Below are 25,237 nucleotides of genomic sequence, written 5' to 3' on the forward strand. Positions count from 1 at the left end.
AATCTTGAAAATGTCCACAATGACAAGTATTTCTCATAAATATGCTTCCTCCTTGATAGAATTCATCATATTCTATGTTTGAAAGTATACAAAGGCTTGTTTATTAGTCTATTTTCTCCATATTATAAGTAGAGTTAAAAGATTAAATAAAAATATTTAATTCCTTTCATATCTAACCAAGCAGTTGCTTTGTCCAGTTCGTTCCCTTGACGATAATCTGTTTCGAAATACACAAGCCCTTGGTTATCTCCACGAGATATTATTTTAGAAGTATATCCAAGCTTATCCATCATTTGAATCATGTCAGAAATTAAATTTACACCAAATTCATAAGTAACTACTTTGTTATATTTATTCACTATAATTCCAACCCCTTCTTGTTTTTTTATCGGCTCAACAATTTGATTTGTAAACCAAGCTAACGGCTTATTTCCAATCAGCTTATTTAAATCACACTTGCCGATACCAGCCACATTGCCTGTCTCTGTGTATTGCCAAATATCACATGGATACGCCGGTTTGTTACCACCATAACGAGGAATCCATACAAAATCACAATTGACATTTGCCATTCCAAATGGAGCATACATATGATGAGCAATATATAAACCGACTTTCTTAGCTCCTAATCTGCGTAATTCATCAATAAAAGCTTGTGCACCCGCTCTCATATCGTTCATTGTTCTTACTTCTACGTCAGCTACCCAAACTGTTGCATTTTTATCACCACGGTTCCAAAAGTCTCTTGCTTCTATCCGTGCATCCTCTACTGAAACGAAACGACAGAACGCATAATTACCAAACGGAATATTCCTTGCTTTCATTGCTTGTACATAATTTTTATATAAAGGATCTACATAGTTTGAACCATCTTGCACACGTACAATTACGAAATCTAATTGTGGTGCTGCGATATCCCAGTTAATGTCGCCATTCCATTTCGAAATATCTACAATATAACCCATTATTTAACATCTCCTTTTTCATTATTATATTCAAAGCTTGTTTTTTTGTTATTATCAACTAATAAATAGTATGAGAGGTATTATATTATTGGGTAATAATTTAAAATTCGGCTTATGTATTGAGAAAACAAAATATTATTACGGGTTTAATAAGTAAAGATTTACAAAACTCTAAACTATATAAAGTGAAACGATAATTAGTAGGAGGCTACGAGCAGTGTAATTCCCACCTAATTTCTTAGCTTCATCCGAATTTTGAGGTGAGAATTTTACCGCCCACAAATAGCTTGATAAATAAAACCACCTTTCTGACAGGTGGTTTTGTGTACTAATTTACATATAAATTGTCCATATTTTTATAGTTACTTAATATACTTGTTAACTAAAAATAAGACAATTTTTAGTTTTTAATCAAACCAATTTTCGTTTTATCTCACGTACTCATAGTACCATTTACGTGCATCTAACCAAGCTGTAAATTTATCGATATTCCCGGACGGATAGCCATTCGTTATAGCATAACCAATGCCATCTTTTTGAACGACAATTTGTCCATCAATACCCGCATCAACCATAGCTTGAGCCAAAGCTTGTAAATTACTAAATGCTACACCACCAGTTTTTACTTTGAGCAAATTCGCTGCACCTCCTCCAGTTTGTCCTGTAAGAGCAAATACAATAGAATTAGCGATTTTATCAACATTCCATTTTGCCATGTCGGATTCATTATCAATAAACCCTAATTCAATAAGAATAGCCGGTGCCTTCGTTCCATTTAATACTGCTAAATCTGTACGTTGTTTCGCACCTCGATCACGCCATCCAATATCTTTTGCTAGTTGAGCTGAGATTTTAGCCGCCAAATCTTTCTGATCATAATATAAAACCTCAACACCCTGTCCATTTCCATCACTTGCATTAAGATGAAAAGAAATAACTAAATCCACAGCATGGGAATTGCTATTCCGAATGATATTATTTAAATTTTGTGATTGAGTTGCCCCTACCTCGTCCGTATCGTCATAAACCGTGTGTCCTAGGGCTCTTAACTTAGCCGCCACGGCATCTTTAACTTGCCTATCTAGAACGTGTTCTTTCCGATTCCCGAAATTAGCACCTTGAACAATACTATTGTGTCCTCCGTGCAAACTATATCTAGCCATTATTCATCAACATCTCCTTTCTTAATATCTTATTCAAAACTTGTCTTATTGCTATTCCCACTTACAATCTTAACTGTGCCCATACGTCCTATATTTTCTAAAAGTGACGCAATTTGTTTTCGATATAAAAAAGCTATCGCTTCATAAATCGAATGATTTATTCTCTAAATTACTTTTACATGAATGACGACACGAACAAAAAAGCATCACCCTTTCGGCGATGCCTAAAAACTCTATTTTACTTTTCAGCTCCCTAAATAAATAGAGTTTAAAATCACTGAAACTACACCTATATTTCTTCCCCTTCCTTCACAGCTTCTTTCAACCTCTGCAACATATACCCAATTCCTTTACACCCCTCTAGCGGATATGTAATCATTTCTTCTGGATATAACTTTGTCACTACTTTTTTATGCTTCTTCCCTGCTAGTAAGACGATTTCGTCAAACTGTAGTAAACTTTTATCTACCATCTGTTTTTGTAATTGCTCTATACTTATTACCTCATCGCTTTTTGAATCAAATGCAAGATCATAGTTTTCTAATACAATATCACTTGGTCTTAAAAATCCATGTTTCGCTGATAATATAACCCAGTTTTCGAAAAACATAGTTGCGTACGCCTGACATGCTTTTCCGAACGGACTAATATATACATCTTTTGCTTCCAGCGGTCCGTAGTCTGAATGTTTATCCCAAATTTTCTTTTTTCCGCATGGAATTATACATAGCCTTTTCATATATATTTCTACTCCCTTTACTTTGGTAAATAAAATTCGTTATTTTGTACATTTTTTTCTCGAAATACTATATAATAATTCTGAAAGTTAAAATTACACATTTTACCATATGCGTACTATAGATTACTCTCATTGCAAATATTATAATACCATAAAAAATTTTTCATTTTTTCTTCAAAATAATGAAACTAAATTATAATACAAGTATGTATTAATAAAACAATAAGGGAGGTTCATAAAAATGAAAAATATTATCCCTGCACTATTAGTCTATTTTATCGTTTGCGTTATTTCCGTTATCATCCCAGCATCTGAAGGCTATAATTATGTCGGCTGGAAGTTATTTGTTGGGCAAGTGTATGCGATACCTATTTTCTTCATTACTACGATAATCACATTTTATATAAACAAGAAAAAATCTTACGAATAAACGATTATAAGGATAGCTAACGCTATCCTTATTTTAATTCGTTAATCAAAACTTTATATCCTTTCTTCTAAAAAGTTAAACGCAACATCTGTATTTCAGCGTTTAAACGCAGTTCCTCCGAAATCCAGCTCTCTAATTTTGAAACAGATGCAATATTTTTTCAAAAAGCCCCTGTAATTTACTTTTCAATACTTCCATATCATTAAGCATACACAATGCGACTGTTTAAAAGTTAAAAATTTCTGCTTATTATAAATAAAAAAGGACAAGTAGCCAATCTGACTACTTGTCCTTACTGTTCATCTGTACGCAATACGATTAAGCTTGGAATGCTTCTGTTAATACTGGTACGATTTGTTTTTTACGAGATACAACACCTTTTAAAGTAGCTGTATTGTTTTCTAGTGATACGTTGTATGCTTTCTCAACAACGTTTGCTGCTTTACCGATCGCAAGACCGACAGAATCGTTAGTTAAGATATCAGTTACAACGAATAAGAATAGGTCTAAACCTTTTTCTTCTACTACTGCAGAAATTACTTTTTCAAGTTCCGCTTGGTGTACAAGAACGTCGTTTGTATCAACAGCGTTTACTTGTGCGATTTCAACTTTCGCATTACCCATTTGGAATTCTTTAGCATCAAGAGAGATTAATTGCTCCATTGTTTTTCCGCTTAAGTCAGCACCAGCTTTTAACATTTCTAAGCCGTAGTTATCTGCATCTACACCAGCGATTTCCGCTAATTCACGAGCAGCTGCTACATCTTGTTCTGTGCAAGTTGGAGATTTGAATAGTAAAGAATCTGAAATGATTGCAGATAACATTAAACCTGCAACTTCTTTACGAATTGTTACGCCATTTTCTTTGTACATTTTGTTTAAGATTGTAGCTGTACAGCCAACTGGCTCACAACGATAGTATATAGGATCGCTTGTTTCAAAGTTAGCAATACGGTGATGGTCAATAACTTCTAACACACGAACTGATTCGATATCGTTAGCACTTTGTTGACGCTCGTTATGGTCAACTAAAATAACGTTGTCCACTTCGCTTGCTACTGTCTCAACAAAACGCGGTCCTTCTACTTTAAAATAGTCTAACGCAAATTGAGTTTCACCGCTGATTTCGCCTAAACGTACAGGCTCAGCATTCATTCCTAATTCTTTTTTCAATTCTGCATAAGCAATTGCAGAACAAATTGCATCTGTATCTGGGTTTTTATGCCCGAAAACTAGTACTTTTTCCATGTTTTCCACCTCTTCATGAAAAGGATATCTTAAAGAAGCAAATATGACAATATTTAAAGCATATTTTTTTATAAATAATTGCACTTTCTTCTATATTTTTCATCATTTTCATAAAAAAAATCATCTAAAATGAATTAGATGATCGAAATGTATGTTTCAATTAAAATAATGTAGGAGCTTGCACTACATTGTTAAAAGCGAATTTTGAGGATAAGCCATTATTCAAAAGGTTTACATCTATAACTTGATAAAACGCATTTCCAGTGTCTGCAATTTCCCAAACAGCTAAAATAAGATGGTATCCACTACGGTCAGTTGGTACATTTGCTTCGTGCGTAACTGTTGTCCCTGGTCTAGCTCCACCGTCATTTTTCACATAGAATGGCACTAAATCTAAATCTGATCGCGTCAAAGGTTTATTGGGATTCCAACCTTTTTTCGTAATATAGTATTTCCACTCTTTCGTACTATGAGGAGCCGTTAGTTTCCACTTGAATGTATTCGTCCCGCCATTTAACGTAACTTTCTTCCACCTATCTACAGTTTGAACATCTAAAGCGGGAAAATGACCAGCCCCTGCAATTTGTCCATCAGAAGGTCCTAGTTGCGGAAATCCACCTATTCCTTCTACGCTTTGAGGTTCATATTGAATCGGTCCACAATTTACATTTACCCCTTGCTTACATAAATAAGATCGGCTCGCTGGTGATTCTACATATCCATGAGCTGAAGCCTTTTCTGAAAATCCAAATGTTAATAATCCCGTAAGTAATACGCCACCACTTAAAATAACTTTCTTCATCTTTTGTAAACTATTCTTTTTCATTTTTTCATCCCCTTCCCATAATAAAGCGAAAATAACTATAGTTGGCTAGTCATCTTCTCTACATTTATTATAAGACGAGAATCATTACTAAAAGAACCCTCTAAAAACTTTCTCAAATTCATTTAGTGCGTTAATTAGATTATAATTAACTATTTTAACACCGCCAGAAAAATATAGACGGTGTTAAAAATAGTCGTTTATTATTCACTTACTAATAATTAAGCACTCTCCCCGTTTGATTATAACTTAAATGTTTTTATAATAAAGAACCGTAGCATCTAACTTTCCATTCGTAGAAATTGCATACCCTGGTATTGTTCCAACTTCTTGGTAGTCTAGTGATTTGTACAATTTATTGGAAGGATCTCCTTCTCTTGTATCTAATACTAAAAGAGACCTGTTTTCTTGCTTTGCTCGTTCCTCTGCTTTTTGCATAAGCGATCGTCCAATACCGTTTCGTCTAAAGTTTGGATGAGTCATTAATTTGCAAATCTCGGCTCTATGAATTCCGTTAGGCTTAGTAACTAATTGTAATTGAATACTCCCTGCTACTTCGTTGTTTATTTTAGCCACATACAATATCACTTCTGGCGCTAATACTGTTTGCCAATACTTTGTTGCATCTTTTTGTTCCAGTGGAGGCAAAAAACCAATTGATGCCCCATCATTTACAACCATTTTCAAAAGTTTCGAAAGTTCTTCTATATCATTTTCTAGTTTCTTAATTTCTTCAATTACTAAATTCCGCATTACTTTTCCCCCTTTTGTTTCATTGTAACAATTTTTAAAGAAGGAATAATGAAATAATAAGAGGAATTTATAGTTAAGATATGATTTTTTGTGAAAGGATAACGATATGAAATATATATTAGATAGAACGTACGCAAAAGAATTACTCGAATGGGCATATGAACAAAACCCGGGCCCTTGGTTTGAACATTCACTACATGTTGCTCATGCAACTGAAAACATAATTATAGAACTTATAAAAAAAGGGTACAAGCTAGATGCTGACATAGCATATAACGCTGCCCTTTTGCATGATATCGGAAGATACAAAGGTTTTACCAAATCGGTCATTCATTCCTATGATGGTTATATGTATATGAATGATTTAGGGTATACAGGAAACGCTGTTATTTGTGTGACACACTCATTCCCATGCAAAAATGAACATATAGATATCGCAGCGGAATGGAGTCTCGTTCCTGACCATATGAGAAGCCGGTTAGTTGAAATATTAAATGAACATTGTAACTACGACTTATACAATAAAGTAATTACTCTTTGTGACGCTCTTGCTGATGCGGATGGCTTTACTACGTTGGAAAGAAGATTAATTTCTGTTGGTTTGCGTCATGGTACAACATCTCATACATCTTTACATTGGAAAGGGTTTTATGCGATTAAGAAAGAATTAGAAGCTTTAATCGGTAAGAGTATATACACAGTTCTTCCTGATGTAGAAAAATCTATTTATGAAGATATAGAATATTAAAGTAAATACAAATTGAAAACGATAAACTTTGTATGTATGTTTCTAAAAGACTCTTTCAAAAATGGAGGGATTTCTTATTAGTAAAATAGGATTTGACTTGATAAACCTTGAGGGGAATTTTGAATTTGGATATGAAGATATAAAAAAAGATTTCTATAAGATGTAAATTTTCTAACTGTTCACATACAAACGAACCAAACTGCGCGGTTAAAAGAGCTATCTCTGACGGTGCTCTTTCTGAAGAAGTAGTTAACAGTTACTATAGAGATTTTAATGAGGCACATTATGTTTCTAAACAGAAAAATAAAACAAAAGCCATTGATTATATGAAGCAATTGAAGCTTTTTACAAAACCTTAAAATTAAATAAATAGTTGTTATTTCTCATTCCTACTAAATTTAAAATTCTCCCATTATTGTATAACCATAAATTGAACCCATCCTAGATAATTTTTATACTCAAATTTAATTTCACATAAAAAACGTTTTAAACATAAAGTTTAAAACGTTTTTTTATTCAATGCTTTTGATTTTTCAATTCTGTTAAACACTCTTGCACTAAAGTTACCGCTTGACTCATCGCAGCTCCGCCAGCAAATGCTGCTGAAACACCACATGCTTCTAGAATCTCTTTATCCGAACATCCTTGATCAAGACAACCTTTTGTATGATAAATTGTACAATACTCATCTTGCGTTGCTAAACTAATTCCTAATGCAATAAGTTGTTTTTCTCTTTTTGTTAAAGAACCCTCTTGAAAACAAGCTTGCGTGAACGCATTATATGTCTCAGCGATTTCAGGAATTTGATTTGTAAAACTACCTATACCTTCTTTATAATGATGTAAAATATCATTTATCGAACTATGTTGCTCATGTTCCATCTTATTCCCTCCAGTCATATTATCCATACTTATTGTAGTATGTGATGAAATGGAGGCAATATACCTTCTTTTAAATTAAGAATTTTCAATTAATTTTAGTTATAATTTTAAATTATCATCGACAATAACTTTTTCTCTAGAACTTTTTCTTTCAACCTCTTTACTTCTTTCTTCCCAAAATGTTAATCCTTCAATCCCCACATTTTTAGGATTAAATACTGGATCTTTCCCTTCTTTTTTCTGCGTTTCATAATCTTTTAACACTTTTAATGCGGTTTTACTTAAAAGTAAGATTGCGATTAAGTTTAACCATGCCATACTACCGATTCCTAAATCTCCAAGATTCCATAAAAGCGACGCTGATTCAACGCTACCGATGTAAACCATAATTAAAAATCCAAATTTTAAAACTGGTTTTAACCAGCCATACTTCAGTTGACGATCTAAATAAGTAAGTGTCGTTTCAGCGATATAGTAATAAGCGAGTAACGTTGTAAATGCAAAAAAGAAAATCGCAATTGAAATAAATATTGGACCAAACCCTGTTATCACAGTTTCAACTGCTTGTTGTGTATAAATTGGACCAGCTTCCACATTTCCTATGTTTTGTACAATGGCGGTTTTCCCTTCAGGTATAACATTATACATACCTGTTATTAAAATCATAAGAGCTGTCGCTGTACATACGACAATTGTATCGATATATACGGAAAACGCTTGAACTAATCCTTGTTTTGCGGGATGCGATACTTCAGCAGCCACCGAACTATACGTCGCTTCTCCGACACCAGCAACGTTTGAAAATACAGCGCGTTTTACGCCCCATGCAATAGCTGCACCAACAATTCCACCAAACATTTCATTTACACCAAATGCGCTAGAGAAAATTAAAGCAAACATACTTGGAATCTCCGTTACATTCGCAATTAATATGATACATGTAACAATTACATAACCAATTGCCATAAATGGAACAAGCATTTGAGAAACGCCAGCAATTCTCTTTACACCACCAAAAATAATTGCTGCTAGTAACACGACTAAAAATATACCAGTTATATATTTGCTAATACCATTAGAGTTTTCAAATCCAACTGCGATACTACTAGATTGAATACCTGGTAATAACACGCCATATGAAAGTGTTACAACTACTGCTACAATGACTGCAAACCATTTCATTTTCAAACCTTTCTCAATGAAATATGGAGTACCGCCGCGATATTCATTCCCTACTTTACTTTTGTATACTTGAGATAATGTTGATTCTACAAACGCGCTCGCTGCCCCTAACAAAGCCATTACCCACATCCAAAATACAGCTCCAGGACCGCCGAAAGCAATTGCTGTCGCTACCCCTGCAATATTACCAATTCCAACTCTTCCTGATAAGGCTAAACAAAATGCCTGAAAAGATGATATTCCCGTCTCTGAACTCTTTCCTTCAAATAATAGTTTAATCATCTCTTTAAAATAACGGATTTGCAAAAAGCGTGTTGCAATCGTGAAATATACGCCTGCCCCTAATGCAAAAACAACTAAACCGATACCCCACACTTGCCCTACTAACCATTCTACTAAATTCTCCATCCAAATCCCCCTTATCATTCTTTGGAAAAGCAATTTTGTATATAAAAAAAACGGACAACTATTATCAAACTTTCTAGTTGTCCGCATCTTTCATTATTTCATCCCTCAATTTTTATCAGTAAAACGCCCTATTACTTTATATTTACCCAAACACTTTTCACTTCTGTATAATTATCAAGCGCATATGAACCTAATTCGCGGCCAATACCAGATTGTTTATATCCACCAAATGGTGTAGCTGCATTTTCTAAGTTATAATCATTAATCCACACTGTTCCTGCTTTTAATTTATTTGCTACTTGATGACCCGTTTTGATATTTTGCGTCCATACACCCGCAGCAAGGCCATAGGATGAGTTGTTCGCTCGTTCAATTACTTCTTCTGTCGAATCAAATGGAAGTACGACAACAACTGGTCCAAATATTTCTTCCTTAACGATTGTCATATTGTCTGTAACATCTGTGAATATAGTTGGCTTAACGAAATAACCTTTTTCAAGCGCACGTTCGCCACCAGCCGCAACTGTAGCACCTTCTTTCTTCCCTTGCTCAATATAATTTAACACACGCTCTTGTTGTTTCTTAGATACGAGTGGACCCATTTCCGTTCCTTTCTCCATACCTGCTCCAAGTTTTACGTTGTTCGCCATTTTCACAAGTGCATCTACTACAGTTTCATAATGTTTACGATGAACAAATACACGTGATCCTGCGCTACAATTTTGACCGTGGTTATACATAATACCTTGGAATGCACCATTTATCGCTTCTTCCAAGTCCGCATCTTCTAAAATGATATTTGGTGATTTTCCGCCAAGCTCTAACGTTACATGCTTAATCATTTCTGCAGATTGACGCATAATATACTTTCCTGTAACAGTAGATCCTGTAAAAGCAACTTTATCAATGTCATGATGATTTACAATTGCAGCCCCTGCTTCAGGACCAAAGCCTGATACAAAGTTTACAACGCCGTTTGGAAATCCAGCCTCTTTAAAGAGTTTCGCTGTATATAGTAAAGATAAAGGCGTTTGCTCTGCTGGCTTTAATACAATCGTACAACCTGTCGCCAGTGCAGCTCCCATTTTCCAAGAAGACATAACAAGCGGAAAATTCCACGGAATAATTTGTCCTACAACACCAACAGGTTCATGTCTCGTATAATTCAAGTAATCTTTTGAAATCGGGATTGTTTGCCCAATAATTTTTGTAGCCCATCCTGCGTAATAACGATAATTTTCTACAGTCGCTGAAATATCATCATCAAGCGCTACTTGATATGGCTTTCCATTATCTAAAGCTTCTAGTTGCGCTAATTCTTCTCTATGTTCTTCAATTAAATCTGCTAATTTATAAATAAGATGCGCTCTTTCAGCAGTAGTCATTTCTGCCCACGGGCCAGATTCAAATGCAGATCTTGCCGCTTTTACTGCAGCATCAATATCCTCTTCTTGCGCTTCACATACGACTGCTAGAACCTCTTCTGTTGCTGGATTGTACGTTTCAAACGTCTTTCCGCCAATAGCAGAAACAAATTCGCCATTAATAAACATTTTAATTTCTTCATTTAAAAACGCTTCCACTTTTGGTTTCAGCTCAATATTTGTCTTTAACATTATGTTCTCCTCCTTATTTAAACAGCTGCATGAGCTGCAATATTTGATAAAATCGTTTGAAGCTTTTGATCTTCTTCTACAGTTAACCCTAGTCTTGGATAGCGAGAAGGTCCTCCCGCTTGCCCATGTAATTCCATAGAACGTTTAACGATTTGAACATATTTCCCTGATCCTTCAAGAAACTCGCAAAGTGGTAAAATAGCATCGTTTATTTCCCACGCCTTTTCTAATTCACCATTTTGAAAATGCTCATACATTTTTGTAACGAGACCGGGAACGATATTTCCTGCTACTGAAACCCATCCCGAGGCACCAACTAAATATGATTCCATAACTAAATCTTCAGAACCACAGAAGACTAGGAAAGCCCCTTCACTTTGTCTTACTAAATCTCTCGCTTTTCGAATATCTCCGCTAGATTCTTTAATATGTGTAACATTTTCACACTCTTTTCCAATACGGAGCATTAGCTCTGTACTCATATCAACACCAGAAGTAAATGGATTATTGTATAACATAATTGGTATATTTACAGAGTTTGAGATTTCTTTAAAATGAAAATAAATCTCCTCTTCCTTCGGTTTACAATAGTAAGAGTTTATAATTAATACACAATCCGCTCCGTGCGCTTCTGCATGTTTCGTATATTCAATTGTTTCTTTCGTCGTCTCTGCTGCAGTTCCAACAATAACTGGAATACGGCCATCAATTTCTTTCAACACGGTTGCTACCATTTTAAATCGTTCTTCTTTTGATAAACTTACAAATTCTCCTGTACTTCCATTAATGATGATACCTGCAACGTTTTGTTCGATAAAGTAATTTACATTTTGCTTTACCCCATCCCAATTAATTTCCTGAAATTCATCCATCGGTGTTATTAATACTGGAAATGCCCCTTTAATTTTTTGCATATTTATCTCTCCCTATCACATTTTATTTTAATAAGAAACCTGCCGGAAACGGATCCGTAGGGTCTAATAGAAACGTCTGCATCCCTGTAATAAACCCTCTACTTTCAAAACGGAAAATGTATCCTAGTTCCTCCTTCTTCACTTTCTCCACAGTTATAAAACTATTAAATATACTTTCATTTTTAAAAGGTTTATCCGCCATATAATCATTTTTAAATAACGCATGAACATAGGAAACAATAGTAGAAACAAAACCTGGCGAACGTACGATAAAGTTATCTTCATGAAATGTAATCGATTTTATATGGTTCTTTTCTTTTTGCGAAGGATCTACTAAAATAAGCCTTTTTATTAGCGACTGTTTTTGTATAGCCTGCAGTGTAGCTTCTCCCCATCTTTTCAATTCAGAAATGTTTTCCATGCGAATTTCTGGCGAATACGCACCTTTTTCTACAACTGCATATACTTTATCTGCTTGTATAAGAGAATAACTTACATTACCAACCTGTAAATTTTTCTCAATCATATAGCATAGTTTGCTTTCAAACGAAACCGATATAACTTCATCATTCTCTACATACGCATGAACTAAAAATATTCCACATAACGTTTCAATTTTGTATTGATTGGACTCTCTCTTTTTTAAATACCCACTTTCGAGTAACATCGTTATTACTGCAACAATGCCTCCATAATGAAGCGGAATCGAACCTTCATGATTAAAAAATAATACAGCTGCATCCACTTCATTATAGATAGATGGAACGACAATACACCCATTCAAACCGATAAAACCACGTGGTTCATTTAATAAAAGCTTCATCTCTTCTGCTAATTCACCTGAAAATTGTTCATTTAATTGCTCCAAACTGTAGTAGTATTTGCATGGTACGTCTTTCATTACACGAAATGCCTCGCCATTTACATGTACGTCTACTGCTGTATACATTTTTTGAATGTTCATTTTATATCCTCCGTTTCATGTTCCATCGGCGGAATTAGCAAAAATCCTTCTTTAAGTGGATCCATTTCATTGTAAAAAAATCTATGCATACCCATAAGCCAAGCTGATCCCGTAATTTTCGTTATGACAGCTTCAATATTTTCAACATGTGTCGTATTCATGACATATCCTTTAAATAAAGAACCAACGATACTCTCATGAATGAACTCTTCACCAATTTCGATTTCTTTCTGAGCGTATAATACAGCTAGCTTCGCAGATGTTCCTGTACCGCATGGAGATCGATCTATTCCGCCTGGTGGTACAACAACTGTATTTTTCACATGCGCACATTCATGAGTAGGATCTGTATAAAATTCAACATGTGTTAATCCTCTTATAAACGAATACTCTGGATGAGTGATTTCAAACTTCTCATTAATTGTGTTCCTTATATGAATCGCCTTATCGATGATTGTAGATGCATTTTCTGGTACTAATTCTAGATCTACTGATTTCGCATCAATAATGGCATAAAAATTCCCTCCATACGCAATATCAGCCTCTATAGTTCCAATGTCTTTCACTTGTACAGTAATATTTTTCAATAAAAAAGCTGGTATGTTACAGAAAGATACTTCTTTTGCTTTTCCATCTTGAACAGCAATATCTACTTCAACTAAGCCAGCCGGTGTATCTAGTTTTAAAGAAGTAATCGGTTCAACTACCGGAATTAAACCTGATTCAACTAACGCTGTACATACACCGATTGTATCGTGACCACACATCGGTAAATATCCACCTGTCTCTATGTATATAACACCTATATCAGCCTCAGGATGACACGGGTCTGTTAATAATGCTCCTGACATTACATCATGACCACGCGGTTCATTCATTAACAATTTTCGAATCCAATCATACTCCTTTTTCATATGTAACATCTTCTCTACCATCGTCTCTCCAATCAACTTTGGAAGTCCACTAATTAATGTCCTCGTTGGATTCCCACCTGTGTGTGTATCAATCGTCGTAAAGGCTCTTTGTGACCTCATCCGTTTAACACCCTTTCTGTAAAACGACTCAAACGAAGTGGTTCAATAGGAATAATTGTCTCTTTTTCATTTAATAACTCTTCAATTACTTTTCCAGTAACTGCTGCAAGACTAATCCCATCACCTTCATGTCCAGCGGCAATGAAATAATTCGGAATATGTTCCACTCGTGAAATAATCGGTAAATGATCTTCGGTCCACGGACGTAAACCAGCGTAAGAACGAATTACCATCATATCTGCCATTTTCGGATAAAAACGAATTGCTCTATTTGCGATACATTTAATGACTTCATTATTTATCCTCGTATGAAATCCTACAAATTCACGACTACTACCAATTAAGAAATTTTGACTTTCAGTAGGCTCAAATACGAGCGCAACCCCGTATTTTTCAGTTAAAGCATCCACTTTTCGTTTTCCGCCAAATTTAGAAATTAAATAACCGAATTCCATTACTTTACGGCATCCTACGTGTTGTTGCCTTGAAGCTACAATAATATGCCCTTTTCTCGGTTCAATTGGTATATTTATATTTAACATCTGACCAATCTTAGGAGCCCACACACCGGCTGCATTTACAACTTGTTGTGCTGTAAAAGTTCCATTCGTAGTTTCTACAACAAATGAACCATCCGTCTCTATTTCCATACTCTTTACTTCCGTCTGCTTAAAAGCTTTTGCGCCAAACTTTTGTGCCTCTGACACAAGCGAGAAAGCAAGGAGATATGGATTCACAGTTGAATCCGTCGCACATTCTAAACCGCCTAATAAATCATCAGCAAAAAAAGGCGACTCTTCCCTTATATCTTGCCTATCAAGCATTCGAAACGGTAATCCAGCTTCTTTTTGCCGATTTACCCATTGCTGCGCAGCTTCCATCTCTTCGTCTGACTCACATACGAGAATACTTCCTGGTGCCCTATATTCAAATGAATGCTCTAATTCTTCACTTAAATCAGTTACTAATTTTTGACTTACTAAAGACATTTGACTATCAAATCCCGGGTCTTTATCAATGGCCAAAATATTCCCATCACACCGTGAAGACGTCCCGCTGACAAATTCCCCTTTTTCAATGATTGTTACGTCTCTTCCGTATTTTGAAGTGTAATAAGCGATAGAACACCCTATTATTCCACCACCTATAATTAAAACGTCGCAGTGCCTCACAATATACTCCTCCTTTCCTAGCCCTCTCACTTTCTTTTCATGCAATTGACGTGCCAATTCTGTACATATACAATTTTTATAAATGATATTTTTATTTGTAAAAATATTTTAAATTTATAGTAAGTAGGTGTATTATTTTTTTATCACTGTCAAAATTTTTATACATAACAGGAGGACATTATGGAATTTTCATTTCCGACTATACAAGAATTTTTGGAAAGCGTTTTAATCAATCATACATGTTGCCTTGATCGCATTAAGAAAATAAACGAAAGGTTTTATTATCTCCCTTCTACTACAGAAGAATATAATTGCGCAATTATTTATGTAGATGACTCATTCACTGCATTAATTGACGCTTTTTCTTATGAATTAGCTGTTATCATCCTTAACGAAAACGATGAGCCGATATGCTGTATAACTTCTCAGCAAATGATTCCATTTCTTTATAAGTCCTACAATGAACTACAGTCATTTTATGACACTGTAATACAAACAACTGACTCTTCTGTTACAGTAATTGATAGTAAAGAATGCGTTCGAACTTGGACAGATGGTGCTGAAAAAATATTTTCAGTCAACCATAATGAGATTATTGGGCAACCGATTACTCGTTTTTTTGATTATAAAGACTTGGAAATTTTACAATCTTTACATGATGGAAAAAGCATAGTCGCTCAGTTCCATCAGCCTCGCCCCGGTTTATTCGTATTAATTAATTCAAATCCAGTTTATTGTAATGATGAAATTATAGGAGCAGTCGTTTCAGAGACAGATGTTACAAATCAAGTCGCTTTAAATGAAAAACTATTTAATATGTCACATGAAATGCACCGTTTAGAACAAGAAGTGGCAAAGTATAAAGATGAATCCGATCCATTCCTTGCGATGAATGGAAAAAGTCCTGTTATACAAAGAACGATACAATTAGCTAGAAAAGTTTGTTCGGTAAAATCAACTGTTTTAATACTTGGGGAAAGCGGAGTTGGAAAAGAAGTATTTGCGAAAGCAATTCATGAAGCAAGTGAAGCAGCGAAGGCGCCTTTCATTTCGATTAACTGCGGGGCAATTCCAGAAGCATTATTTGAAAGTGAATTATTCGGTTACGAGCGTGGGGCGTTTTCTGGAGCAAATAGTAAAGGAAAAAAAGGTAAAATTGAACTCGCGCAAGGCGGTACTTTATTTCTTGATGAAATAGGTGAAATGCCACTTGATATGCAAGTAAAACTGTTACGTGTACTGCAAGAGCGAAAGTATTACCGAGTTGGTGGTGAAAAAGAAATTAATATTGATTTCCGTATTATCGCTGCTACAAATCGTGATTTACAAGAAGAAATGATAAAAGGAACTTTCCGAGAAGATTTATATTACCGCTTAAATGTAGTTAGCTTGCAGATTCCACCGCTGCGCGAAAGACGCGAGGATATTATTGAATTAACCTATTCTTTCTTAAACGATTTTTCAATCAACTATAACAGACCAATTCGTGACTTACCTTCAAGCATTATGCATGAACTGCTTCATTACAATTGGCCAGGTAATATTCGCGAACTTCGAAACGTTGTTGAACGGCTTGTGGTATTCGCAACAGACGGAATTATAAAACAAGAATATTTACCATTTCATACGACTGAAACTTTAGACAACCATACAGCCCATTCCCTATTACTCAGCAACAATAATACAATCCTTTCTTTACAAGAAGAGATGGATGAGCATGAGAAAAAAGTTATTGAAAGGGCTTTACGAATTTTAAATGGGAATAAATTAGAATGCGCAAAACAACTTGGTGTAACAAGGGCTACTTTATATAACCGTTTAAAGAAACTTGGACTTCAATAAAGAATCAGTATGCACCGATCAGGCGTTTACAGGTAGCCCTCTCTCCCTCCTCTATATTGGCATGATTTTTGCATATATAATTTGTGAAAACCGAACTAGAGGAGGAATACATATGACAAATAAAAACAACTTAATCGTTTGTCGTTGTGAAGAGGTTACATATGGGCAACTTCAATCGACAATTGCTGAATATAACTGCTCGGCAAGAGAATTAAAACTAAGAACACGTGCTGGCATGGGATTTTGCGGTGGTCGCACATGCAGAATAATGATAGATCGAATGATTGAAAATGCGAATCCTGACGTAACTCTTAATGAACTACCGTTAAAATATCAACCACCAATACGTGCAGTTACTTTTGGATCGGTAGGTGAAAGTAAATGAGTAGAATTACACATCACCCTATTTTAGGTACTTTACAAAGTAGTGAGCGTATTACCTTTCAATTTAACGGTCATCAATACGGAGCATATGAACATGAAACGATAGCTGCTGCCCTGTTAGCAAATGGAATACGGACATTAAGAGTTCATGAAGATAGCGGAGCACCGCGAGGTATTTATTGTAATATCGGGCACTGTTCCGAATGCCGCATGACAGTAAATAATCAAACAAATGTGCGCGCATGCTTAACTGTTGTAGAAGAAAACATGGTTGTTGAAAGCGGGAAACAGCATCCGAATATCGTGAGAGAGATGGTGAAAAAACGATGAGTGATGTAATTATTATTGGTGCAGGGCCAGCGGGATTATCTGCTTCTATTTCTTGTGCTCGTTTCGGACTAAAAGTGCTCGTTATTGATGAATTTATGAAGCCGGGCGGGAGATTGTTAGGACAGTTGCATCAAGAGCCTACTGGAGAATGGTGGAACGGAATAAAAGAATCGAAGCGACTTCATGAAGAAGCAGAATCACTTTCAGTACATATCAGGTGCGGTGTTTCGGTCTATAATTTAGATAGAGATGAAAACAATTGGTTTGTACATACTAATATCGGTACGTTAGAAGCACCTTTCGTACTACTTGCTACTGGAGCTGCGGAACATTCTATTCCCCTTCCTGGCTGGACACTTCCAGGAGTGATGTCAATTGGAGCAGCTCAAGTTATGACAAATGTTCATCGCGTGCAAGTTGGAAAAAAAGGAATTATTATTGGTGCTAACATTTTGTCTTTCGCCATTTTAAGTGAATTGCAATTAGCGGGAATTACAGTGGATCATATTGTACTCCCTGAGAAAAGCGAGTTAAGTCAAAAAGCTGGTGAACCTGAAGAAGTTTTAAACTCTCTTTTAAATGCAGCTCACCTCGCTCCTTCTGCTTTCTTGCGAATAGGTAGCCACTTTATGAAATTTGATTGGATTCGAAAAGCTGGATTAACATTCTATCCAAACAACGGAATGAAAATAAACGGAACGCCACTTCACCTTCGGAAAGCAGCTCTTGAAATTATCGGAACAGATCAAGTTGAAGGTGTACGTATTGCTAATATTGACTCTAAAGGAAATGTTATTAATGGATCAGAGAAAATATATGAAGCAGATTTTGTTTGTATTGCCGGAGGATTATACCCACTTGCCGAACTTGCAGCTGTAGCTGGTTGTCCCTTCCATTACATTTCAGAATTAGGCGGACACGTTCCTCTCCATTCCGAAACAATGGAAACCCCTCTTCCTGGTTTATTTGTAGCCGGCAATATTACAGGCATTGAAAGCGGAAAAATTGCGATGGCGCAAGGAACAGTTGCAGGTCTATCTATTGCTAAATATGCAAGCAAAAAACGTGATATAGTCGACCAACAATTATCTCACGCCATTCAAAACGTTCGCTTTATTCGTCAGAAAGCTGCAATTCAGTTTAATCCGATGGTAGATATCGGTAGACGAAAAATGAATGAAATTTGGCGTGATTACTCATCTACATATGCACATACTAAAAAGAGCTGCTGAGATTATTCTCAACAGCTCTCTTCTCTACTCATCTGAGTTATTAAATTTCGCTAATGCGTAAATGCCTTCTTCATCATCTAATTCAAGTTGTAATCTCGCTGCGAATGGATTGACATTATATTCTCTGTCAAGCAATAAGCGTAAAGCTTCGATTAAGTTTGCTTGAATTAAAATTTGCTGGCGACCATTTACCTCTACTTCCGCAGAGAAACCGTAGTCGTCATCATACATGAGTTCAACTAATACTTCTTCTGGACCCACTTGTCTTTTTTCAGCGATATATATACAAAGCGCATTTATAAGCTCTTGTTCAGAAATTTTTATTGTTTCCATGCTACTTCATCTGCCTTCTTCTTACGTTGGTCTTTGAAGTATTTAAATGCACGAACTGCTAACATTACGATACCAGCCATTACTAACATATTTACCATAAATGCTAATACAGAACCAAGAGCTCCCATATTTGCAAATAAGCTACCCATTAGTAAACCACCAAGACCACCTAGTAATAAACCTTTCATAAAGCTTCCTTTATTACTTTTTGGTGCTGTGTTTGTTGCTTTCGTTTTCGAATCTGGAGTCGTTTTTTGAGAATTTACATTTGAGTCTTTTTTGTTTAAATCAACTTTTGACTTTTGACCTGAACTTGGTGTAAATGATTTTTTACCAGATTTGTAACTTTTCGCTGCTGCATGATCTACGAACATAAAGCTGCTAGCCCCAAAGATAACCATGAATGCTGTCATTACTGCTACAAGTTTTTTCAACATATTATATCCATTCTCCTTTTATATAGATATATGTGAAATCTATCTTTCTAGTAAATTCAGAATGATAGATTTGTTTTTAAGAACATTTTAAAGGTTCTTATGAACTTATTATATGAACTTTTGTCGAAATATGCAAGTATTATTTACTTTCAACAGTTTGGTCACAAAGGAAAAATTAAGCAAAACAGAATTGACTTTAAATGAAACAAAACATATTATAAGTTCATAAGAACTTTTTATTATTTTGGAGGTGAAAAGATGGAAACATTTCATCTCACACGAAACGAAATGGCTACCCTTCTTCTATCACTAAGAGGATGGAATACGAAAAAGCCTCTCGGTATTTTACAAGAAGCTTGGGCAAAGTCACATAAAAAAGATATTGAAAGCGGACAAAGCGTTACAGCTTTTATTACTACCGCACTTTCACCTATTTTTGAAAAGCTGATTAAAATTGACGATACTGATGTCGGTTTTTCTTTAAATGAAATAGTTGCGCTTGGCAATCAGATTGAAAACACAAGTTTCTCTGTAACTGCTATGCAAAACTGGGTGAAACGAGATATAAAAGAAATGATTGGCTCTCCTCAAAAAGGGAAAAAATATTCAATTGAACAAGCAGCCTTACTATTTATTGTCGAAGATTTAAAAACAGCACTTGATTTTGAATCCATTCGTAAGCTATTACGCCTTATTGTAAATGATCCAGCTGATCGAAGTGATGATTTAATCAATCCTGTTCATTTATATGTAGCATACTCTTCTTTATTTGAAGAACTCAATCAAGGGAATTGCTTACAATTAAATGCAACAGATACCGTTCATACAATTGAAAACATCGTAAAAGAAAAAGCTGATAAAATCGCAAGTAAGTTCGATCAAATTAATAACGAACAACGCGAAGCAATTCGTAACGCTATTATTATTGCGACCCTTTCTGTACATACCGCTTATGTACAAATGTTAGCAAAGCGTTACGTAACAGCAACTTTATTTTTACAGAACTTAGATGTGAAGCCTTAAAAAATAGGAGCAGAAATGCTTCTATTTTTTTACAACGAAAACAAGCAACCATCTGTTCCAAATATACAACAAATGCTTGCTTGATTTATTTAAATTTAAGTTTCATATAAAACCGTAGTATTACGCATATCTATAAGTAGTGTCATTTAAGGTTCCATATATCCCCCTAACCCTCATTACATTCAGAATTAACTGTTTTTTACCGTGCTATTTTCTCATTCTTAATTCTATGCATATCATACACTTTCACTTCATTCTCTATATATGATTTTACTTTTTTAAATCCAGCTTTCTCATAACAACGAATTGCCCTTTTGTTGTCTTCTCTTACCTGTAATACAACTGCTTGTATATCGGAATCTAAAAACGATTTACTTATGAAATACTTTGTAATTTCTGTTCCAAGTCCTTTTGAATATAAATTCGAAACGCCAATAAGAATAGAGTATTCCATCACATAGGTATCATCATATTTCGTCTTTTTTAATCCGACTCTTCCTATTACTTCATCTCTCACTATTATTACATGATAACTTGCATAAGACCGCGCTAATTTTTCAGTCCAATACTCCCGAAGTTCTTCTATTGTATATCGCTTAAATGGTTTCACATCTGCTATGTTATGTAATTCTTCATCGTTATACCATTCTAATATAATTGATAAATCATCTAATTCTAGAAGACGTTCTTTCCAGTTCACATTTCCACCCCATCTATTTTATGTTTTCAAACCACTTTAAAAAGAATAGGCATATTCTTTTTTAGGCAATTTTACTATCTTTTGAATGAAATTTGATTTCTCTAAAATATCCTCTAACTGCCCCTCACTATAAACGTAAATACTCCCTACATATGAACTGTACGCCTTTTTCTCAGTTATTATCGTTAAATTGTTATTTTCCTTTTTAAAATCACCCTCCACTCCTTTTTGAAATGATAAACTTTTGGTTGCTGAAACATACAGTTGAATTAAAGATCCTATTTCAACATCACCTGATTTTGCAAAGCACTGTATTTCATTTAAAATCATTTCATCTTGTAACGGAAGAAAGTCTTCTACTTCTAACTTCTCTCCTTTATGAAAGAAGTTTTGAAGTTCAGGAGTATAGAACGAAAGATTTTTCTCCTCTATCATTTTAAAAATTGTTTGCAGCAATATGTCTTTTCCTATCACAAACGGGTGGCCAAATCCATTATTGTAAAGCCCTTCTTTCATTTTCATTAATTGTTCGATGAAGGGGATTCCCGATTCTTCAATAACAAGTTTACCGTCAATTAAACGCATGTTAGCAATCAATTCTTCTATCTGTAAACCTTCTAATTCAAGCGACGAGTAATATAAATCTCTATTCCAAAAATCTAATTGATCCATTCCTAATGAATTAAATAAGAGCTCATCTATAATTGGAAAAACTCCATCTTCTGTTAAAGCTTTCGTTACATCATCTAATAATCTAGGTGTTTGATTTAAAATCGTACGTATTTCTTCGTCCTCTTGAATGATTCGTACCGTCCACTCACTATGATCTTCACCCGATATTTGCTGAAAACAATGTGAATATGGCCCATGTCCAACATCATGTAGAAGGGCTACAGTAGATACTAGCTTTCGTTCATATTTCGATAAATGTATGTCACCAATCTCAGTAAGATGTTCTATCACTTTATTTACTAGCACATATACACCTATCGAATGTTCTTTCCTCGTATGTATTGCGTTCTCATGTAAAAAATAATTATGTCCTTGTTGTTTAATATTCGCCAACCTTTGAAATGCTTTTGTATCTATCAATCGAAGGATATCTCTATCACGAATAGAGATTGGTCCATAAATCGGATCTGTAATATACATACGTTCTCCTCCTATTTTTGTAAATGAAAGACCTATATCATTATACTTAATTTTCAGTCTATTATCATTGATATATGAGAAATTTTTAATAATCTTTTCATTAAGCCTTCATTAAAACGTAGCTTATATACTTTACTATAATACTTATGAGAGACATAAAAGAATTGAAATAGCAATCCCCTATGTAAATAAGGTATAATCTACATATAGTGAACCTTTTACGTAATTAAATAAAAGGTTCTTATACTCAAAAATTCATAAACTAGAAGGTGCAACAATGTTAAGTAGTTTTATTCATTCAGTATTAACGTTTTTTGAAGGATTAGGTTATTGGGGCATTATGCTTGGACTTATGATTGAAATTATCCCAAGTGAAATTGTCCTTGCTTATGCAGGATACTTAGTATTCAATGGAAGTATCTCATTTATAGGCGCAGTTGTATTCGGTACAATTGGCGGTGTTATTGCCCAAATCTTTATTTATTGGCTTGGACGATACGGCGGACGCCCTATATTAGAACGTTATGGAAAATATATTTTCATACATAAAAAACAAATAGATGCTGCAGAAGATTGGTTTAATCGTTACGGAACTGGCGTCATTTTTACAGCACGCTTCATTCCAGTAGTGCGTCATGCGATTTCAATTCCTGCTGGTATTACAAAAATGCCTTTACTACGTTTCACTACATTAACAGCACTTGCGATTATCCCTTGGTCTATTATTTTCATTTATTTAGGTGAAAAACTAGGTGAAAATTGGGAAAATATTAACGATATTGCTGGTCCTTATGTGAAATCATTCGCAATTGGTGGCGTCGTACTTATACTTTTATACTTCGTTATAAAAAAATGGACAAAAAAGCGTAAAAATCTTGCTTAAGAATATAACAAAAACCGCTATAAATTCATTCGGAGTTATAGCGGTTTTTTATTTATATATGAATTAATCTTCAAGAATTATATAACACTTTTCCATCTACATTTACATGGATAAGCAACCGTTTGATCATTTCTTTCGTATATTATCTCAAAAAGGAGTGATTCCCCTATGCATTGGCAGCAAAAAATACTATACTTAATCGGACGCCCTATCGGTATTTCCTTCATAAATGGGCAAGGAACTTCTGGTGTATTATGTTCAGCTCATGATGGTCAATTATATGTGTATGAATACCTTTATCAAGCCCAGTTCGCAATGAAACATTATGATTATAGACAGATTCAAGATATACATGCATTCCCAAATTGTCCTCACCAAAATCCTCTATACTAAAAAAATCGGAACGGCTCATAGCCATTCCGATTTCTATACTTTATTTCTCAGAATTAAATTTCTGCACTGCTTCATCAAAATAAATCCAACCTTTCCAGCCCAAATGAATCGTATCTTTTAAGAAATACTTATCATATTCATGACCAGAGAAATCAACTACTGGATATCCTGCTTTCTCAACCTGTTCTCGAACTTTTTTATAATACACTTCACGGCGTTCTTTCGGGAATCCAGTATAATCATACCAAGGCCCATTGACAGGTACAGAAATAAAGAGTGGTTTGACATTTTTCTCTTTAAATAAATCTAAAATAATTTGTAAATCATCGTATTCTGGTGATTCATCATATGTTTCATTTGCTCTAAAGTTTTTTAAACCTTTTAGTTTTTTCTTCAGATTATTCTTATGATAATACGGATTTTCAATTCCGAATGTATTTGTAGTAGACTCTGCTTTCCCTTCTTGTTCTGCGTGTTTACGTGCGTCTTCCCAAGAAATTGAACGAAGTCCGATATTTGTTTTCTCTTTCATCGGTTCGATTTTAAATAAAGAGTTAAATAAATCTCTATGATCTAAAATATTTCTATGCATATAAGCAAGTGGTTTAACTAAACCTGCTTTTATGTTATGTTTCGTATCATTATATACAATACCTTCTAATGAATTTTTTAATATATCATCTTCTTGAACAACTTTATAATCTAATAGCCGTTTCGCGATTTGCTTCTTCATTTCTGGATTTATCTCATCATTAAAAATAAAATGATATGCTTGTTGTTTGGAGAAATTATTAGTGAAATCCCCTTGTGATACACCAGTCTTTGTAAACCATTGTGGTGAAAGAACAAAGACTACTTTTTTACCTTCTAATTCATCCATAGTAGATGTCATATTTAAAATATGAGCTAAACTTTGTGTACCACCAGTTCCAATTAAAAACGGTGTAAAACCAGCTGGATTTACTTTGAAATAATTAGACGGATGATATGCATCCATTCGTAAAAATTCTGATGAACCGTACATCGGTAAATACTGTGAATTCTCTAACATTTTTTGCTGTAAGAAAACACTTTGTAATTTCTCTTTTTGTAAAGAAGTAGCCGCATCTTCTACCTTCTTATCACTAATAAGCGATACTAAACTTTTCGATGGGATTAGAATGATAATGAAAAAAAGCACACACGCTAAAATTATAGGACCAAAAGCATGCTTCATTTTCATCTTCTGTCCCTCTTTCTATCGTTATTAACTTGTAACCCTTGTCTTTGACACGCCATCTTTTCTCTCCTTTTTCTCTATACATGTTCCATTCTATTTGTCTATTATATACATGTATGTATTTCCTTCCTTGTTCTATTAAATCCTATAGAAATAGCGCAAGAAAATGTTTCCATAGAAACACGTTAATTATACAAGATTCTACATAAATTTCACACTGGAATTTTAGTAATAATTTTATTTTTAAGTCGTAAAAAAACATATGAAA

General features: G+C 34.6%; 27 protein-coding genes and 1 pseudogene. 10 read left to right on the forward strand and 18 right to left on the reverse strand.

Features of this window, described 5'->3' with window-relative positions; translation table 11 throughout:
• Positions 1-134: 134 nt before the first annotated feature.
• The 3 genes from BAQ53_RS13250 to BAQ53_RS13260 all read right to left on the reverse strand — a co-directional run bounded on the left by BAQ53_RS13250 (position 135) and on the right by BAQ53_RS13260 (position 2,867).
• Positions 135-965, reverse strand: coding sequence for a GH25 family lysozyme (locus BAQ53_RS13250; protein WP_208905412.1), 831 nt, complete (start codon positions 963-965; stop codon positions 135-137).
• Between the two features lie 428 nt (positions 966-1,393).
• The gene (locus BAQ53_RS13255) at positions 1,394-2,128 is read right to left on the reverse strand and encodes an N-acetylmuramoyl-L-alanine amidase (protein ID WP_000135279.1); all 735 of its coding nucleotides are present in this window, start codon (positions 2,126-2,128) and stop codon (positions 1,394-1,396) included.
• A 289-nt stretch (positions 2,129-2,417) separates the two neighbouring features.
• Positions 2,418-2,867, reverse strand: a complete 450-nt coding sequence (locus tag BAQ53_RS13260) for a DUF6884 domain-containing protein (RefSeq protein ID WP_208905413.1) — start codon at positions 2,865-2,867, stop codon at positions 2,418-2,420.
• Positions 2,868-3,108: 241 nt separating this feature from the next.
• Here BAQ53_RS13260 and BAQ53_RS13265 point away from each other — a divergent pair, with 241 nt between their 5' ends.
• Entirely contained in the window at positions 3,109-3,297 is a 189-nt protein-coding gene (locus BAQ53_RS13265; protein WP_000789486.1) for a DUF4017 family protein, read from the forward strand.
• Between the two features lie 318 nt (positions 3,298-3,615).
• Here the strand turns inward: BAQ53_RS13265 and ppaC are convergent, their stop codons facing one another.
• The 3 genes from ppaC to BAQ53_RS13280 form a co-directional block, all read right to left on the reverse strand.
• Positions 3,616-4,545, reverse strand: a complete 930-nt coding sequence (ppaC, locus tag BAQ53_RS13270; RefSeq protein ID WP_000416865.1) for a manganese-dependent inorganic pyrophosphatase — start codon at positions 4,543-4,545, stop codon at positions 3,616-3,618.
• Between the two features lie 160 nt (positions 4,546-4,705).
• Positions 4,706-5,371 carry a lytic polysaccharide monooxygenase gene (locus BAQ53_RS13275; protein ID WP_000742278.1) on the reverse strand — a complete coding sequence of 222 codons (666 nt, stop codon included), beginning with the start codon at positions 5,369-5,371 and terminating at the stop codon, positions 4,706-4,708.
• Between the two features lie 246 nt (positions 5,372-5,617).
• Positions 5,618-6,121, reverse strand: a complete 504-nt coding sequence (locus tag BAQ53_RS13280; protein ID WP_001245253.1) for a GNAT family N-acetyltransferase — start codon at positions 6,119-6,121, stop codon at positions 5,618-5,620.
• Positions 6,122-6,227: 106 nt separating this feature from the next.
• Here BAQ53_RS13280 and BAQ53_RS13285 point away from each other — a divergent pair, with 106 nt between their 5' ends.
• Both BAQ53_RS13285 and BAQ53_RS13290 read left to right on the forward strand, forming a co-directional pair.
• The gene (locus BAQ53_RS13285) at positions 6,228-6,869 is read left to right on the forward strand and encodes an HD domain-containing protein (protein ID WP_000874109.1); all 642 of its coding nucleotides are present in this window, start codon (positions 6,228-6,230) and stop codon (positions 6,867-6,869) included.
• A gap of 61 nt (positions 6,870-6,930) precedes the next feature.
• Positions 6,931-7,228, forward strand: a pseudogene (locus BAQ53_RS13290) (hypothetical protein).
• 157 nt (positions 7,229-7,385) lie between these two features.
• On the opposite strand, the gene BAQ53_RS13295 reads toward BAQ53_RS13290, so the two are convergent.
• The 7 genes from BAQ53_RS13295 to BAQ53_RS13325 all read right to left on the reverse strand — a co-directional run bounded on the left by BAQ53_RS13295 (position 7,386) and on the right by BAQ53_RS13325 (position 15,041).
• Positions 7,386-7,778 (reverse strand): carboxymuconolactone decarboxylase family protein, encoded by a 393-nt coding sequence (locus BAQ53_RS13295; protein ID WP_002005224.1) that lies wholly within the window; start codon positions 7,776-7,778, stop codon positions 7,386-7,388.
• A 72-nt stretch (positions 7,779-7,850) separates the two neighbouring features.
• Positions 7,851-9,341, reverse strand: coding sequence for an alanine/glycine:cation symporter family protein (locus BAQ53_RS13300; RefSeq protein WP_208905414.1), 1,491 nt, complete (start codon positions 9,339-9,341; stop codon positions 7,851-7,853).
• 131 nt (positions 9,342-9,472) lie between these two features.
• Positions 9,473-10,957 (reverse strand): aldehyde dehydrogenase family protein, encoded by a 1,485-nt coding sequence (locus BAQ53_RS13305; RefSeq protein ID WP_000920987.1) that lies wholly within the window; start codon positions 10,955-10,957, stop codon positions 9,473-9,475.
• Between the two features lie 17 nt (positions 10,958-10,974).
• Entirely contained in the window at positions 10,975-11,871 is an 897-nt protein-coding gene (gene dapA, locus BAQ53_RS13310) for a 4-hydroxy-tetrahydrodipicolinate synthase (RefSeq protein WP_208905415.1), read from the reverse strand.
• A gap of 22 nt (positions 11,872-11,893) precedes the next feature.
• The gene (locus BAQ53_RS13315) at positions 11,894-12,835 is read right to left on the reverse strand and encodes a proline racemase family protein (protein ID WP_001025571.1); all 942 of its coding nucleotides are present in this window, start codon (positions 12,833-12,835) and stop codon (positions 11,894-11,896) included.
• Positions 12,832-13,869, reverse strand: coding sequence for a proline racemase family protein (locus BAQ53_RS13320; protein ID WP_001257517.1), 1,038 nt, complete (start codon positions 13,867-13,869; stop codon positions 12,832-12,834). The genes BAQ53_RS13315 and BAQ53_RS13320 overlap by 4 nt, the downstream gene beginning before the upstream one ends.
• Complete coding sequence (locus tag BAQ53_RS13325; RefSeq protein WP_001215263.1) at positions 13,866-15,041, reverse strand: NAD(P)/FAD-dependent oxidoreductase; 1,176 nt, start codon at positions 15,039-15,041, stop codon at positions 13,866-13,868. Before BAQ53_RS13325 ends, BAQ53_RS13320 begins: the two co-directional genes overlap by 4 nt.
• A gap of 180 nt (positions 15,042-15,221) precedes the next feature.
• On the opposite strand from BAQ53_RS13325, the gene BAQ53_RS13330 reads away from it, so the two are divergent.
• The 4 genes from BAQ53_RS13330 to BAQ53_RS13345 all read left to right on the forward strand — a co-directional run bounded on the left by BAQ53_RS13330 (position 15,222) and on the right by BAQ53_RS13345 (position 18,829).
• Positions 15,222-16,883: a sigma-54 interaction domain-containing protein gene (locus BAQ53_RS13330; RefSeq protein ID WP_208905416.1), complete on the forward strand. Its 1,662-nt coding sequence runs from the start codon at positions 15,222-15,224 to the stop codon at positions 16,881-16,883.
• 112 nt (positions 16,884-16,995) lie between these two features.
• Positions 16,996-17,268: a (2Fe-2S)-binding protein gene (locus BAQ53_RS13335; RefSeq protein WP_000182619.1), complete on the forward strand. Its 273-nt coding sequence runs from the start codon at positions 16,996-16,998 to the stop codon at positions 17,266-17,268.
• Positions 17,265-17,597 (forward strand): (2Fe-2S)-binding protein, encoded by a 333-nt coding sequence (locus BAQ53_RS13340; RefSeq protein WP_000087066.1) that lies wholly within the window; start codon positions 17,265-17,267, stop codon positions 17,595-17,597. The genes BAQ53_RS13335 and BAQ53_RS13340 overlap by 4 nt, the downstream gene beginning before the upstream one ends.
• Complete coding sequence (locus BAQ53_RS13345; RefSeq protein ID WP_208905417.1) at positions 17,594-18,829, forward strand: NAD(P)/FAD-dependent oxidoreductase; 1,236 nt, start codon at positions 17,594-17,596, stop codon at positions 18,827-18,829. Before BAQ53_RS13340 ends, BAQ53_RS13345 begins: the two co-directional genes overlap by 4 nt.
• Positions 18,830-18,853: 24 nt before the next feature.
• On the opposite strand, the gene BAQ53_RS13350 is transcribed toward BAQ53_RS13345, so the two are convergent.
• Together BAQ53_RS13350 and BAQ53_RS13355 are read right to left on the reverse strand one after the other, a co-directional pair.
• Complete coding sequence (locus BAQ53_RS13350) at positions 18,854-19,162, reverse strand: YxcD family protein (RefSeq protein WP_000447747.1); 309 nt, start codon at positions 19,160-19,162, stop codon at positions 18,854-18,856.
• Positions 19,150-19,599, reverse strand: coding sequence for a hypothetical protein (locus BAQ53_RS13355; protein ID WP_000914478.1), 450 nt, complete (start codon positions 19,597-19,599; stop codon positions 19,150-19,152). Before BAQ53_RS13355 ends, BAQ53_RS13350 begins: the two co-directional genes overlap by 13 nt.
• 258 nt (positions 19,600-19,857) lie before the next feature.
• On the opposite strand from BAQ53_RS13355, the gene BAQ53_RS13360 reads away from it, so the two are divergent.
• Positions 19,858-20,622 (forward strand): DUF1836 domain-containing protein, encoded by a 765-nt coding sequence (locus tag BAQ53_RS13360; protein ID WP_000447231.1) that lies wholly within the window; start codon positions 19,858-19,860, stop codon positions 20,620-20,622.
• 199 nt (positions 20,623-20,821) lie between these two features.
• On the opposite strand, the gene BAQ53_RS13365 is transcribed toward BAQ53_RS13360, so the two are convergent.
• Both BAQ53_RS13365 and BAQ53_RS13370 read right to left on the reverse strand, forming a co-directional pair.
• On the reverse strand, positions 20,822-21,322 hold the full coding sequence (locus BAQ53_RS13365; protein ID WP_001104067.1) for a GNAT family N-acetyltransferase: 501 nt from the start codon (positions 21,320-21,322) through the stop codon (positions 20,822-20,824).
• Positions 21,323-21,358: 36 nt separating this feature from the next.
• Positions 21,359-22,474 (reverse strand): HD domain-containing protein, encoded by a 1,116-nt coding sequence (locus tag BAQ53_RS13370; RefSeq protein ID WP_208905418.1) that lies wholly within the window; start codon positions 22,472-22,474, stop codon positions 21,359-21,361.
• 277 nt (positions 22,475-22,751) lie between these two features.
• On the opposite strand from BAQ53_RS13370, the gene uptA reads away from it, so the two are divergent.
• Both uptA and BAQ53_RS13380 read left to right on the forward strand, forming a co-directional pair.
• Complete coding sequence (uptA, locus tag BAQ53_RS13375) at positions 22,752-23,357, forward strand: undecaprenyl phosphate transporter UptA (protein ID WP_000952913.1); 606 nt, start codon at positions 22,752-22,754, stop codon at positions 23,355-23,357.
• 168 nt (positions 23,358-23,525) lie between these two features.
• Positions 23,526-23,750 (forward strand): hypothetical protein, encoded by a 225-nt coding sequence (locus BAQ53_RS13380; protein ID WP_000558686.1) that lies wholly within the window; start codon positions 23,526-23,528, stop codon positions 23,748-23,750.
• Between the two features lie 40 nt (positions 23,751-23,790).
• On the opposite strand, the gene dltD is transcribed toward BAQ53_RS13380, so the two are convergent.
• A complete protein-coding gene (gene dltD, locus BAQ53_RS13385; RefSeq protein WP_000782300.1) occupies positions 23,791-24,972 on the reverse strand; it encodes a D-alanyl-lipoteichoic acid biosynthesis protein DltD in 1,182 nt (393 codons plus the stop codon).
• Positions 24,973-25,237: the final 265 nt, after the last annotated feature.

Source organism: Bacillus sp. B25(2016b), assembly GCF_001679765.1.
Taxonomy (GTDB): domain Bacteria; phylum Bacillota; class Bacilli; order Bacillales; family Bacillaceae_G; genus Bacillus_A; species Bacillus_A thuringiensis_K.